At 62.2% G+C, this 11,123-nt stretch carries 14 protein-coding genes; 10 read left to right on the top strand and 4 right to left on the bottom strand.

The features are described from left to right. Positions 1-512 precede the first annotated feature (512 nt). The 10 genes from rpmH to CGLUCO_RS12970 all read left to right on the top strand — a co-directional run bounded on the left by rpmH (position 513) and on the right by CGLUCO_RS12970 (position 7,833). The gene (rpmH, locus tag CGLUCO_RS13015; protein WP_005391571.1) at positions 513-656 is read left to right on the top strand and encodes a 50S ribosomal protein L34; all 144 of its coding nucleotides are present in this window, start codon (positions 513-515) and stop codon (positions 654-656) included. Next, the gene (rnpA, locus tag CGLUCO_RS13010) at positions 657-1,016 is read left to right on the top strand and encodes a ribonuclease P protein component (protein ID WP_034988574.1); all 360 of its coding nucleotides are present in this window, start codon (positions 657-659) and stop codon (positions 1,014-1,016) included. Next, positions 1,003-1,224 (top strand): membrane protein insertion efficiency factor YidD, encoded by a 222-nt coding sequence (yidD, locus tag CGLUCO_RS13005; RefSeq protein ID WP_005391575.1) that lies wholly within the window; start codon positions 1,003-1,005, stop codon positions 1,222-1,224. The genes rnpA and yidD overlap by 14 nt, the downstream gene beginning before the upstream one ends. A 31-nt stretch (positions 1,225-1,255) precedes the next feature. Next, positions 1,256-2,221, top strand: coding sequence for a membrane protein insertase YidC (gene yidC, locus CGLUCO_RS13000; RefSeq protein WP_070740904.1), 966 nt, complete (start codon positions 1,256-1,258; stop codon positions 2,219-2,221). 767 nt (positions 2,222-2,988) lie between these two features. Next, positions 2,989-3,606 (top strand): 16S rRNA (guanine(527)-N(7))-methyltransferase RsmG, encoded by a 618-nt coding sequence (gene rsmG / locus CGLUCO_RS12995; protein ID WP_005391580.1) that lies wholly within the window; start codon positions 2,989-2,991, stop codon positions 3,604-3,606. A gap of 6 nt (positions 3,607-3,612) precedes the next feature. After that, on the top strand, positions 3,613-4,494 hold the full coding sequence (locus tag CGLUCO_RS12990) for a ParA family protein (RefSeq protein ID WP_005391582.1): 882 nt from the start codon (positions 3,613-3,615) through the stop codon (positions 4,492-4,494). Between the two features lie 3 nt (positions 4,495-4,497). Further along, a complete protein-coding gene (locus tag CGLUCO_RS12985) occupies positions 4,498-5,511 on the top strand; it encodes a ParB/RepB/Spo0J family partition protein (protein ID WP_084037269.1) in 1,014 nt (337 codons plus the stop codon). A 3-nt stretch (positions 5,512-5,514) separates the two neighbouring features. Beyond that, entirely contained in the window at positions 5,515-6,072 is a 558-nt protein-coding gene (locus CGLUCO_RS12980) for a hypothetical protein (protein WP_084037271.1), read from the top strand. A 10-nt stretch (positions 6,073-6,082) separates the two neighbouring features. After that, entirely contained in the window at positions 6,083-6,763 is a 681-nt protein-coding gene (locus CGLUCO_RS12975) for an ATP-binding cassette domain-containing protein (protein WP_084037273.1), read from the top strand. Then, complete coding sequence (locus tag CGLUCO_RS12970) at positions 6,760-7,833, top strand: hypothetical protein (protein ID WP_084037275.1); 1,074 nt, start codon at positions 6,760-6,762, stop codon at positions 7,831-7,833. The genes CGLUCO_RS12975 and CGLUCO_RS12970 overlap by 4 nt, the downstream gene beginning before the upstream one ends. Here CGLUCO_RS12970 and CGLUCO_RS12965 read toward each other — a convergent pair. The 4 genes from CGLUCO_RS12965 to CGLUCO_RS12950 form a co-directional block, all read right to left on the bottom strand. Then, on the bottom strand, positions 7,830-9,002 hold the full coding sequence (locus CGLUCO_RS12965; protein ID WP_198481454.1) for an N-acetylmuramoyl-L-alanine amidase: 1,173 nt from the start codon (positions 9,000-9,002) through the stop codon (positions 7,830-7,832). The two genes, CGLUCO_RS12970 and CGLUCO_RS12965, sit on opposite strands and share 4 nt — an antisense overlap. A gap of 37 nt (positions 9,003-9,039) precedes the next feature. Continuing rightward, complete coding sequence (trxA, locus tag CGLUCO_RS12960) at positions 9,040-9,351, bottom strand: thioredoxin (RefSeq protein WP_005391590.1); 312 nt, start codon at positions 9,349-9,351, stop codon at positions 9,040-9,042. A 10-nt stretch (positions 9,352-9,361) separates the two neighbouring features. Continuing rightward, a complete protein-coding gene (gene trxB, locus CGLUCO_RS12955) occupies positions 9,362-10,333 on the bottom strand; it encodes a thioredoxin-disulfide reductase (protein ID WP_084037319.1) in 972 nt (323 codons plus the stop codon). A gap of 117 nt (positions 10,334-10,450) precedes the next feature. Next, entirely contained in the window at positions 10,451-11,011 is a 561-nt protein-coding gene (locus CGLUCO_RS12950; RefSeq protein ID WP_005391593.1) for an RNA polymerase sigma factor, read from the bottom strand. Between the last annotated feature and the right edge of the window lie 112 nt (positions 11,012-11,123).

Raw genomic sequence — 11,123 nt, 5'->3', positions numbered from 1 at the left:
TCTATCAACAGGGCTGTGGATAACTTTTCCTCACCCCTCAAACCCCTTCTAGCTGCGCCTTTACGGGCGGGCCTCAAGCACGGGTTGAAAGTTATCCACAGGGAGGACTTTCACAGGGTTGTGAAAAAGTGTGTACATCTAGATTTACATGCAGGTGGGGGGTTATGTCTAAAAGGATCAAGGAGCGCTGAACCCCCCGGCTTTCCTGGGGGGCGCCGGTGCTGGCGGGCGCGCGGGGCTGGGCGCAGTTCGACACCCTGCGCTGATTGGCGGGCTTTAGAACGTACAGCGATGTAATTACCCTTTTGTAATTAGGGGGTAAACTTTTTTCGCCCGTTACCGTGGACATTTGTAATTTGGTGTTTGGGCGGCATTAGCGTAGGCTGTAACGGTCTGTCATACGCGCCGTCCCAAACGTGCAGCGTATGGTCGTGGATTCTCGGTGACCTATTCCCAACCGCAGAAACACGCACATGTAAACGTTTCAAAGATCTTGTAAAGGAGTGTTCACAGTGGCAAAAGGAAAGCGGACGTTCCAGCCGAACAACCGTCGTCGTGCCCGTGTTCATGGCTTCCGTACCCGTATGCGTACCCGCGCTGGCCGCGCAATCGTGTCCGCACGCCGGAAAAAGGGCCGTGCACGTCTGAGTGCTTAAGTGTTACCTCGGCCTCATAAGCTCACCCGGAGCAGCGACTTCCGGCGAGCGGTGAAGAACGGGGTGCGCGCGGGGACACGTGTCCTCGTCGTCCATGCCGTCGACTGCTCAACGGACGTCGAACGCCAGGGAGGGCCGCGATTTGGCCTGGTTGTGTCGAAAGCCGTCGGGAATGCTGTGGTACGCCACCACACCTCCCGGCGGCTTCGTCATCTCGCCATGGACGCCATCGCGCGGGAGACAGCCAGGCCACAATGCGACTACGTGCTGCGCGCACTGCCCGGGATCGACGAGGCAACAGCGGAGGAACTCAGCCACCACTTTTCCGCAGCACTGAGGAAAGCGCATGGGAAACTCTAAACCCGGCGTGGCGGAACGTGCGATCCTCTTCTACCAGGCGCACATATCCGCGCTGAAACCATACTCCACCTGCCGATTCGACCCCGTATGCAGCCAATACGCGCTCGATGCCATCCGGAAAAAGGGTACCGTAGTGGGCATCATCATGGCGCTGGTGCGCATTGCCAAGTGTGGCCCCTGGCACCCGGGCGGCTACGATCCCGTATAAAAAACTACCTAAAACCCCCAAGGAATAGATAGTGCTTAACTTTATTTACTGGCCAATTTCCGCCGTACTGTGGTTTTGGCACAAAGCCTTTGGGCTCATCATGAACCCGGACTGGGGCGTGACCTGGGCGCTGTCCATCGTCATGCTCACGTTCACCGTTCGTGCGCTCCTGCTCAAACCCACCATGAACTCCATGCGGTCCATGCGGAAAATGCAGATTCTGCAACCGAAGATGCAGGCCATTCAGGAAAAATACAAAAACAATCCTGAAAAGATGATGGAGGAAACCCGCCGCGTACAAAAGGAAGTAGGCGCCTCCCCGGTGAAGGGCTGCCTGCCGATGCTCGTGCAGATGCCCGTGTTCATCGGCCTCTTCCACGTGCTGCGCTCCTTCAACCGCACCGGCACCGGACGCGGCCAGCTCGGCCTGTCCATCGAGGAAAACTACAACACCCCGAACTACATCTTCGGCGTGGAGGACGTCCGCTCCTTCCTCGAAGCCCGCCTATTCGGCGTGCCGCTGTCCGCCTACATCTCCATGCCGGAGGACATGTACCATGCCTTCGGCGAAGGCGACTTCACCCGCACCAACGTCATCATGGTGGCGGCCCCGTTCATTCTGCTCATCGCCGTGGCCACCCACCTCAACGGCCGCTTCTCCGTCAAGCGGCAGAAGCAGCGCCTGGCCTCCGGGAAGCAGAAGGCCCCTGAGAACGACCAGGCACAGATGTCCATGAACATGATGAACAACATGATGCTCTACTTCATGCCGCTGACCATCCTGTTCACCGGCTTCGTCTGGCACATCGGCCTGTTGTGCTACATGGCAGGCAACAACATCTGGACGTTCTGCCAGCAGCGCTACGTCTTTTCCAAGATGGACGCCGAGGAGGAAGCTGAGGAGCAGGAGCGCCAGGCCAAGGCCCAGGCAACTGCGCCGAAGGTGGGCGCCAAGCCGAACAACCCCAAGAAGAAGAAAAAGCGCAAGAATAACTAACTACGTTTTTTGCCGGTCCCCGCGTGGGGGCCGGTTTTTTGTTTGTGTTTTGGTTGGTGGGCTTGGTTGGTGGGTGCTTTTCCTTCCTGCTGCTGGGGATCGCTAACTCGATAGTTGCGGTGAAATACGGGGTGATTGTGGGGTTAGGGTGTCTGGGGTGGGGCATGTGTGTTGGTGGGGAACGTTAACTCGATAGTTGCGGTGAAATACGGGGTGATTGTGGGGTTAGGGTGTCTGGGGTGGGGCATGTGTGTTGGTGGGGAACGTTAACTCGATAGTTGCGGTGAAAAATGGACTAATTACGGGGTTAGGGTACCTGGGGTGGATCGGCCGGGTTGCTGGGAACGTTAACTCGATAGTTACGGTGAAATACGGGGTAATTACGGGGTTAGGGTGTCTGGGGTGGATCGGCCGGGTTGCTGGGATCGCTAACTCGATAGTTACGGTGAAATACGGGGTAATTACGGGGTTAGGGTGTCTGGGGTGGATCGGCCGGGTTGCTGGGAACGCTAACTCGATAGTTACGGTGAAATACGGGGTAATTACGGGGTTAGGGTGTCTGGGGTGGATCAGCCGGGTTGCTGGGATCGCTAACTCGATAGTTGGGGTGAAATACTGGGTAATTACGCAGTTAGGGTACCTGGGGTGGGGCAGCCGGGTAAAAGGTGTGACTGCAGGGGGTTTTCGCACGCATCTGGTGCAGCAAGATCCGGGCAAGTTTTGCCCAGGGGGTTGGTGGGGTGCGCTGTAGTAGACTTTGTGTCGCTATGGAGACCACTGAGAAGCTAATCGACGACCTGTTTGGCGCCCGTGCCGACCTCGCGCGGGCCTACTATGACCTGCTCGCCACCGACGGGCTGACGCGCGGATTCATGGGGCCGCGGGAGAAGGATCGGCTGTGGGATCGGCACATCCTGCCGTGCGCCCTCACGGAGTCCCTCTATGCGGAGGGGAAAACCGTGGTGGATGTGGGATCCGGGGCGGGGCTGCCCGGAGTGCCGTTGGCAATTGCCAGGCCGGATCTGCAGGTGACGCTTCTGGAGCCGCTGCTGAAGCGGAGCGTCTTCCTGCGGGAGGTGGCGGAGAAGCTCGGGCTGGAGAACGTGCATGTGGCGCGCGGGAGGGCCGAGGATAAGCCCGTGGGCAAGATGGATTATGCGACGTCGCGGGCGGTGGCGCCGCTGTGGAAGCTCGCCAAGTGGTCGCTGCCTTTGGTGAGGAAGGATGGCGGGGAGGTGCTCGCCATGAAGGGTGATAGCGCAGCCGAGGAGATTGAACGGGACTCCGGGAAGATCAAGGGTGCCGGGAAACCGGAGATTGTTACCTTGGAAAACGAGGGGCTCAGCCACCCGACCATCATTGTCAGACTAGTCCGGGTAGCATAAAGGGCTATGGACGATAATGTGTTTGGCGATACGCCGATTGCCGACGCCGCGAGGAGGGCCGCACAAATCCGCAGTTCAAATACGGATAAACTGCCTGCCCCGGAGGAGACCCGGATCATCGCCGTCGCCAACCAAAAAGGTGGCGTGGGAAAGACCACGACCACTGTTAACCTGGCGGCGGGGTTGGCGCTTGCCGGGCTGAAAGTCCTCGTCATCGACCTGGACCCGCAGGGGAATGCGTCGACGGCGCTCGGGGTGGAACACTACTCGGGGACCCTGTCTAGCTATGAGATGCTGATTGGCAACTGCGAACCTGCGGAGGCGACGTACCCGGCGGCGTTTACGTCGAACCTGTTCTGCATCCCTGCCACCTTGGACCTCGCCGGTGCCGAGATCGAGCTCGTGTCTATCGTCCGACGCGAATACCGACTCGCCGACGCGATCAAGAAGATCGAGGGATTCGACTACATCTTTATTGACTGCCCGCCCTCGCTAGGTTTGTTGACGATTAACGCGATGACCGCAGCGACCGAGGTTTTGCTGCCCATCCAGTGCGAATACTACGCGTTGGAGGGTGTGGGACAGCTGCTCAATAACATCACGATGATCGGGGAGAACCTCAACTACAAGCTGCACATCTCCGGCATCGTCCTGACCATGTACGATGGGCGCACCAAACTGTCCGCACAGGTGGAAGAGGAAGTGCGCGGGCACTTCGGCGACCTCGTGCTCAGCCACATCATTCCACGGTCCGTGAAGGTCAGCGAGGCGCCCGGGTATGCACAGACCGTCCTCGAATACGACCCCGGCTCGCCGGGGGCGGCCGCCTACATGGATGCGGCGGCGGAGCTGGCGCTGCGCGGCCCTATGGAAGGATACGAGGGCTAACACATGACCGAGCAGAAGAAGAACAATAGCAAGAACGCCAAGAAGGGTGGGCTTGGGCGCGGGCTCGCAGCGCTAATTCCCGAGCGGCAACAGGAGAAGCCGCACCTGGGTGACTCGGCAGCAGATATTTTGCTGGGCGGCGGGACACCGCCGCGGGGGTTTGCCGACGGGATGGCGAAAGCAAAGGCGGCACAGGAGCGTCGACAAGCCGAAGAGCTGGGGGCGAGCTACCGCGAGATTGACGTGGACGACATCGTCCCGAACGCGCAACAGCCGCGCGAGGATTTTGATCCCGACGCACTCGCAGAGCTCGCGCATTCCATCAAGGAATTCGGATTGCTGCAACCGATCGTGGTGCGGCCCAGGGAAGGCGCGAAGCATTACGAAATCATTATGGGCGAGCGGCGCTGGAGGGCGACGCGGAAGGCCGGGCTGGGGACCATCCCAGCGATTGTGCGGGAAACCGACGACTCGTCCATGCTGCGCGACGCACTGCTGGAGAACATCCACCGCGTGGAGCTCAACCCGCTGGAAGAGGCGGCCGCGTACCAACAACTGCTGGAAGAATTCGACGTCACGCAGGCCGAGCTGGCGGAGAAAATCGGGCGGTCTCGACCCGTGATTACCAACACCATCCGGCTGCTGCAACTGCCCGTCGGCGTGCAGCGGAAAGTTGCGGCGAGAGTAATAAGTTCCGGGCATGCACGGGCGATCCTGGGACTGAAGGACAAGGGGCAGGCCGAGGCGCTGGCGACGCGCGTGGTGGCCGAGGGGCTGTCCGTGCGCGCCACCGAGGAGGCTGTGACGCTGCTCAATAGCGGCGGCGAGGAGCCGAAGCGGAAGAAGCGCGAAGCCGTGCCGCTGCCCGCCTACGCGGAGCAGGCCGCGCACCGGCTGTCTGACGGGCTGGATACCCGCGTGACGGTGAATGTGGGCAAGAAGAAGGGCAAGATCGTGGTCGAATTCTCCGGCAAGGAGGACTTCGAGCGCATCATCGGGCTGCTCGAAGGGCACTAAGGCATGCGACTGGCGCCCATCGACCCGGAGAATTTTCACACCCTCCCCGTCTACGCGCGCCTGTCCACCTACTGGGAACTCGCGCCCGATGTGAGCGACCTGACATCCGGGCAGCGGGAATTTGAGAAGGAAGCGTGGGTGGCAACCGCCGAGAGCTGCGGATTTACGTTCGGGCCGGCGGCGATCTTCTACTGCCACCCGAGTCTTGCGCCCGGGGCGGTGCGACTCGATGCCGGGCCCGTATCCGGCGACGCGCAGCTTGCCACCAGCATATTTGTGGACCCCGGGTTTACCGGGATCGGGATTGAACCCGTGCTCATGGACTCCGTCATTATGGAGGTGACGCTCGGGGGCTCGCCCGCACTGGAGGCCTTTGGGGCACACGAGGAACCCACCGAGGAGCAGGCCGTGGCCGGGTTCTTCAGCGGCGACTTTTTGGAATCCTCCGGGTTTAGCCTCCTGCGCCGCGGCAGCGAGGCCGACCTCTACCGGCTCGAACTCCCGCCGCGGGACCGGGTGCTGTCCATCGCTGCGCTCGCCGATATGGTGGCGGCGATTTAACATATAGGTCATGCTGACCATCACCAACGGAACCTTCGGATACGACACAGACGCAGACCCCATCGTCCGCGTGCCGGCACTGACCCTGGAAGACGGGGCCGTCGCCGGGTTATTGGGGGTCAACGGGGCGGGAAAATCGACGCTCATCAAGGGACTGAGCGGGCTGCTGCCCGTGGCGCAGGTGGAAAAGATGAGCCTCGACGGGGAGGCGACAACCATCACTCGGTTTAAAAAGCACCGGATCACCGTGTTCACCGAGGACAGAAGCTTCGCACAGTGGACGTTTAGCAGGTACATGAGGTTTGTCGCCGGGGCGTACGGGGTGCGGTCACTCCCCCGGCTGGACACGCTTATCGACGGCTTTGAGTTCCGCGACTTCCTGGACACACCGCTCGGGGAGCTGAGCTCCGGGAACGCGAAGAAGGCGCGGCTCATCGCCGCGTTCGCCGTCGAACTCCCCTGCCTCATATTAGATGAGCCCGTGGATGCGCTGGACTTCTTCGCCACTGAATACCTCTACGAGGAGGTGAAGGCGGCCCGGGAGCGGGGTACCGCAGTACTCATGAGCTCGCACGTGTTCGAATCACTGCAGGAACTGGCCAACTGCCTCTACATTGTGACAGACGGTGAGGTGACGGGCCCCCACGAGGTGCCAGGCACCCGCCAGGAACTCGGGGACCTGCTGCGATGAAGCAATACGCAACGGCCTGCCGGGCGCTTGCCGGGGAATTTATGAGCAGGAGGCTCATCGCGCTGACGCTGCTGCTGTGCATGGCCGCCGTGCCGCTGGGAAGGCTCCTGGGGAAGGGTGCCGGGGCAGCCGGGGTGCTCACAGTCACCGCGCTGCTCACCGGGCTGACGGCCTTCTCCAACGCCGCCATGTGGGCGCGGGACGGGCGGCTCAACCAGATCCGCGTGTGGCCCGTCACGGACCGGGCGCTGGCGCGCTGCACGCTGCTGGTGGCGACCGTGCTGTTCCTCGTGGAATTCGGGATCCCACAGGTGGTGCTGCACCACTACGCGGGGCAGGACACCTACGGCGCCGTCATCTTCTCCGTATTTACGTATGCCGCCTGCTGGGCGGTGGTGCTCCACCCGCAGAAACACGTGTGGGTGGCGCAGTTTGCGGTGCTGGCGGTGATCGCCGGTGTGGCGAACGTGCTGCCGCTCGTACCGCTCCTCGTGGTGCTCGCCGGCGGGGTGGCGGTGGGCGCGTGGCTCGCCACTACCCCACCCCGGCTGGGACGACGCGCGCCGTGGGCGACCGCGCAATACGGGAACTACTTTGTTGTGGCCGGTATCGCTGACCAGCGGGTGTGGGTAAACGGGGTGGGGATTGTCCTCTTCGCCGCGATCTTCATCCACCTCGCGCCACCGGACAGCATCTCGCTGCCCCTGGGACTGTGCTTGCCACTGTCCGCCTCCGTGCTGACGACGATGCTCTCCCGCGATCCCGCCACCCACGACGCGGTGCGGATGCTCGGGCGACAAGGGTACTTCTACGGGCAGTACTGGGTGGCGCTGGCCTGCTATTTCACCGTCATGTGCGGGCTTGTTGCCGTGGTGAGCGCCGCACCGGGGCGGGTGCTGGCCAGCATCATCCCGGTGTGTGCCCTGGCGGCGGGGCTGTTTGTGCTGCTGGAAGCGCGGTGGCCGCTGCGGAAGCTGAAGACGGAAAAGGAGATCCTCAAACACCCACGCCGGTATGGCGTGGTGGTGTTAGGCGGGCTCGCGTTTGTGGTGGCGGCGCTCTCTAGCTAGCAGATGCCCTCCTGCTCCAGGAGCTTGGAGAAGGTGAAGGTGCCGGTGGGTTGGTCGTCATTATCGAGGAGGTAGAGGCGCTTGACGGCGACGACGACGGCCTCGGCAATCTTGTTGCGCTGGACGGGATCCGTGAGGATCTGCATGTCCGTGGGGTTGGTGACGTAGCCCGCCATGACCTGGACTGTGGGCATCTTGGTGAGGCGGAGGAGTTCCCAGGTGCGGGCGTGGTTGCGGCAATCGCCAAGGCCGGTGCGGGCGACGATCTCGCGCTGGATGTAGCCGGAGAGCATCTCCCCCGTCATCGAGCTGGCGCCGTGGGTGGAGCCGAAGTAGAAAGTGGCGCAGCCGTGAGCCTTGGCATTGTGGTAGCGGTCGAGGCGGAGGCTGATCGTGACGTCGGCGTTGAAGGCGTTGGCGACGTCGGCACGGTTGGTCTCCGAGGGGTCGTCGACACGCGGGCGGGAGAGGATGGTTTCCATGCCGGCGGAGATCATCCGGCCCTCGATGCGGGTGGCGAGATCCCAGAGGATCTCCTCCTCCGTAATGAGACCGAACTTGCCCTCCGTGGACAGGCCCTTATTCTCGCCGCCGAGACCCGGATCGATGACGACGCGCTTGCCGGACAGGAGCGGGCCCGCGTTGCGGACGAGCTCGCGCTCGCGGATGGCCAGGGGGTTACCGCCGGTGATGTGGTGGCCAAGGAGGCTTAAAGCGCGGACGGTTTCCGGGCCGCAGATGCCGTCCTCGGTCAGGCCCGAATTGAGCTGGTAGGTCTTCACGGCCTCGTAGGTGACATCGTCGTAATGGCCATCAACCTTGTCCGTGTAAAAGCCGAGCTCCTGGAGTTGGGTTTGCAGCTGGACGACATCGTCGCCGACCATTTGCTTGCCGGGGATGAAGTTCAGCACGCGGGTGCCAAGCGTGTAGGAGGCCTCGCGGAGGGCGCGGAGGGTGGGCTCATCGATCATGCCCGTGGCTAAGATGCCGCGAGACTGCTGGAAAGCACAGAGGAGCTCGGAGAGCTCTTCGTCGAAAAGCGTCTCCTCCACCCGGAAGTCGTCAGCCAACGGTGCCGAAAAGGCGTCGTTACGCCCCAGGCGCGCGAGAGTAGCACGAACCTCAGCCACCCGCGGACTACGATCACCGACGGAAAGCTTTTTAAGCACCACCACGTCCCTTCTCTAACAAAGTCACCCTCCTATCTTAGTAGCTTTCCAGCAAGGCGAGAATCTGCTGCGCCGGACGCACACCAGAAAACTCCTCCACCTTCTTGCCGCCCGCGAAGATCATCACCGTGGGGACGGCCATGATCTGGTGCTGGGCGGCAAGACCGCGCTCCTCATCGACGTTGACGGAGGCGACGATTGCGTTGTCACCGACCTCCTCGGCGATGTCCTCGAGGATCGGCGTGAGCTTCTTGCAGGGGCCACACCAGCTGGCCCAGAAATCAACAAGCACCGGGACGTCGGAGGTCAGGGTGACCTCATCGAAAGTAGCTTCCGTAAGTTCAATCATGAGCCCAAGCCTACTGGAGAGCCTGTAGGTAGTGCTCAGCGTCGAGGGCGGCGCGGCAGCCGGAACCCGCCGCCGTGATCGCCTGCTGGTAATGGGAATCCACGAGGTCACCGGCGGCGAAGACACCCTCGACGGAGGTCTGGGTGGAGGGCTCCTGGACCGTGACATAACCCTTCGGATCCGTGTCTACCTGGCCATTTAGGAAACCCGAATTGGGCTGGTGGCCGATGGCGAGGAACATCGCGTCCATGGGGATGGTCTGCTCCTCCCCTGCGACGGTGAGCCTGAGGGCCTCCACCTTGTCCTCGCCGATGACCTCGGTGACCTGGGCATTGGTGATGAAACGGATCTTCTCATTGGACGTGGCGCGCTCCAACATGATCGCCGAGGCGCGGAACTCATCGCGGCGGTGGATGATCGTCACCTCGGAGCCGAAGCGGGCGAGGAACGTCGCCTCCTCCATCGCCGAATCGCCGCCGCCGACGACCGCGATCTTTTTATCCTTGAAGAAGAAACCATCGCAGGTGGCACACGCCGAGACACCGTGGCCCTTGAGGCGCTCCTCCCCCTCGATGCCGAGGTAACGCGGGGCGGCACCCGTGGCGAGGATGATCGTCTTGGCCTGGTAGACATCGCTGCCGACGTAGACCTTCTTGGGGCTGGAGGTGAGATCGACCTTATCCACGTACTCCATGCGGAGATCCGCGCCGAAGCGCTCCGCCTGGTCACGCATCTGCTCCATGAGCTCCGGGCCATCGACACCCTCCGGGAAGCCGGGGAAGTTCTCCACCTCCGTGGTGGTGGCCAGCAGGCCACCGGCCTCGATGCCCTCGAAGACGAGGGGTTTCAGCTCCGCGCGGGCGGTGTAGACGGCCGCCGTGTAGCCGGCGGGGCCCGAGCCGATGATGATTACATCGTGGACATCCTCGTGGACCGTCTCCTCCTGGGATTCGCCGGCGGAGACGAGGTTCACGCCGGACATACCCGGGATGTTTAGAGCAAAGTTATCAGCGGCCACGGTACGTGCACTCCTTTTTCGGGTTTTACGGGTTTCGTTGTTACGGGTTATTTGTAACCTCCAACAGTCTAACGGGTGTCTTTATGCCACCGCTTGCGCGGCCGCTGACGCGTCCGTCTGGAGGCCGAGGATTTTGCGAAGTTCCACACGGGCGCGGCCGCGACGCGATTTGATGGTGCCCGGCGCGCAGCCCAGGCGGTCGGCGGCTTCGTCGACAGGGAAGCCGAGGATATCGGTGATGAAGATGGCCTCCCGCTGATCCTCCGGCAGCTTGTTGAGCGCCTCCCCGATCCACAGGAGCGGCTCGTACGCCTCCACGTGACGGTAGGACAGGCACCGCTCGTAGCCGGCGTCTGCGTCAATGAGCGGGAGCTCCCGGGCGACGAGCGGGCGGTAGAAATCGTAGCTGGCGTTGGCGACGAGGCGATACAGCCAGGTGGAAAAGGAACACTCCCGCCGGAACCTGTGGAGGCGCTGGCTGGCCTTGAGCAGCGCCTCCTGCGTGATGTCCCAGGCATCGTAATCGTTGTGCGCATGGCGGCGGGCGATGCGCAGAATATAAGGCATATAGCGCTGGGCGAGGCTAGAAAAAGCCCGCGAATCCCCAGCAAGATACAGCGTGATCAGATCGAAATCCCCCATTGGATTTTCCCCCGTATGTAGTTGGTGAAATGGTTTCACCACCCAGTGTGGCCCAGGATGCCCGCTGGTGCCAGGCCAGGCGCGACACACGCGTTTGGCGCGCGCTCGTACC

It is taken from the genome of Corynebacterium glucuronolyticum DSM 44120 (assembly GCF_030440595.1).
GTDB classification, from domain to species: Bacteria; Actinomycetota; Actinomycetes; order Mycobacteriales; family Mycobacteriaceae; genus Corynebacterium; species Corynebacterium glucuronolyticum.
This window is presented reverse-complemented; position numbering and strand designations above follow the sequence as displayed.

What these genes read in the sequence shown, in the direction of transcription:
- yidD (WP_005391575.1), top strand. Translation starts at nt 1,003, where the DNA reads ATGGGAAACTCTAAACCCGGCGTGGCGGAACGTGCGATCCTCTTCTAC.
- rsmG (WP_005391580.1), top strand. Translation starts at nt 2,989, where the DNA reads ATGGAGACCACTGAGAAGCTAATCGACGACCTGTTTGGCGCCCGTGCC.
- CGLUCO_RS12990 (WP_005391582.1), top strand. Translation starts at nt 3,613, where the DNA reads ATGGACGATAATGTGTTTGGCGATACGCCGATTGCCGACGCCGCGAGG.
- CGLUCO_RS12985 (WP_084037269.1), top strand. Translation starts at nt 4,498, where the DNA reads ATGACCGAGCAGAAGAAGAACAATAGCAAGAACGCCAAGAAGGGTGGG.
- CGLUCO_RS12980 (WP_084037271.1), top strand. Translation starts at nt 5,515, where the DNA reads ATGCGACTGGCGCCCATCGACCCGGAGAATTTTCACACCCTCCCCGTC.
- CGLUCO_RS12975 (WP_084037273.1), top strand. Translation starts at nt 6,083, where the DNA reads ATGCTGACCATCACCAACGGAACCTTCGGATACGACACAGACGCAGAC.
- CGLUCO_RS12970 (WP_084037275.1), top strand. Translation starts at nt 6,760, where the DNA reads ATGAAGCAATACGCAACGGCCTGCCGGGCGCTTGCCGGGGAATTTATG.
- trxA (WP_005391590.1), bottom strand. Translation starts at nt 9,351, where the DNA reads ATGATTGAACTTACGGAAGCTACTTTCGATGAGGTCACCCTGACCTCC.
- trxB (WP_084037319.1), bottom strand. Translation starts at nt 10,333, where the DNA reads ATGTCCGGCGTGAACCTCGTCTCCGCCGGCGAATCCCAGGAGGAGACG.
- CGLUCO_RS12950 (WP_005391593.1), bottom strand. Translation starts at nt 11,011, where the DNA reads ATGGGGGATTTCGATCTGATCACGCTGTATCTTGCTGGGGATTCGCGG.